This window comes from Pseudoalteromonas sp. GW168-MNA-CIBAN-0100, from assembly GCF_040309225.1.
GTDB classification, from domain to species: domain Bacteria; phylum Pseudomonadota; class Gammaproteobacteria; order Enterobacterales; family Alteromonadaceae; genus Pseudoalteromonas; species Pseudoalteromonas arctica.
Map to the genome: position 1 here is coordinate 1 of NZ_JBEOOL010000297.1, position 333 is coordinate 333.

1 protein-coding gene is annotated in these 333 nt (G+C 46.8%); it reads right to left on the bottom strand.

The genetic code is table 11. From position 1 onward, the window contains the following. Positions 1-333, bottom strand: a 333-nt coding sequence (locus tag AAEY62_RS21195) for a transposase (protein ID WP_350636321.1), incomplete at both ends; no start/stop codon positions are given.

Sequence of the window (333 nt, forward strand, 5' to 3'; positions counted from 1 at the left end):
GTCGCAATAAAGCCATTAATCGTCACCAATCTTTCCATGTTATCTTGGCTTTGAAGGCGTAAACTTTCGATATCCGTGCCATCACTTTTCCAGACTTTATGGTATTCCTCTACAAGCCAACGGTGCTCATAGTAGGTGATGATAGCTAAGGCGTCTTCTTTGCTGGTGACTGGTTCACTGGTTAATAGGTGCCAGCTTAAGCCGTTCTCAGCGTTTCCTCTCTCTGCACAGCCGACATAGTAAACTGGGAGGGAGCGTCCTTTCTTATTGTAAGGCGCTTTGAGTGTCACTGGCGCATAGGTGATATCCAGTGTTGCGCTTCGGGCTTTTCTT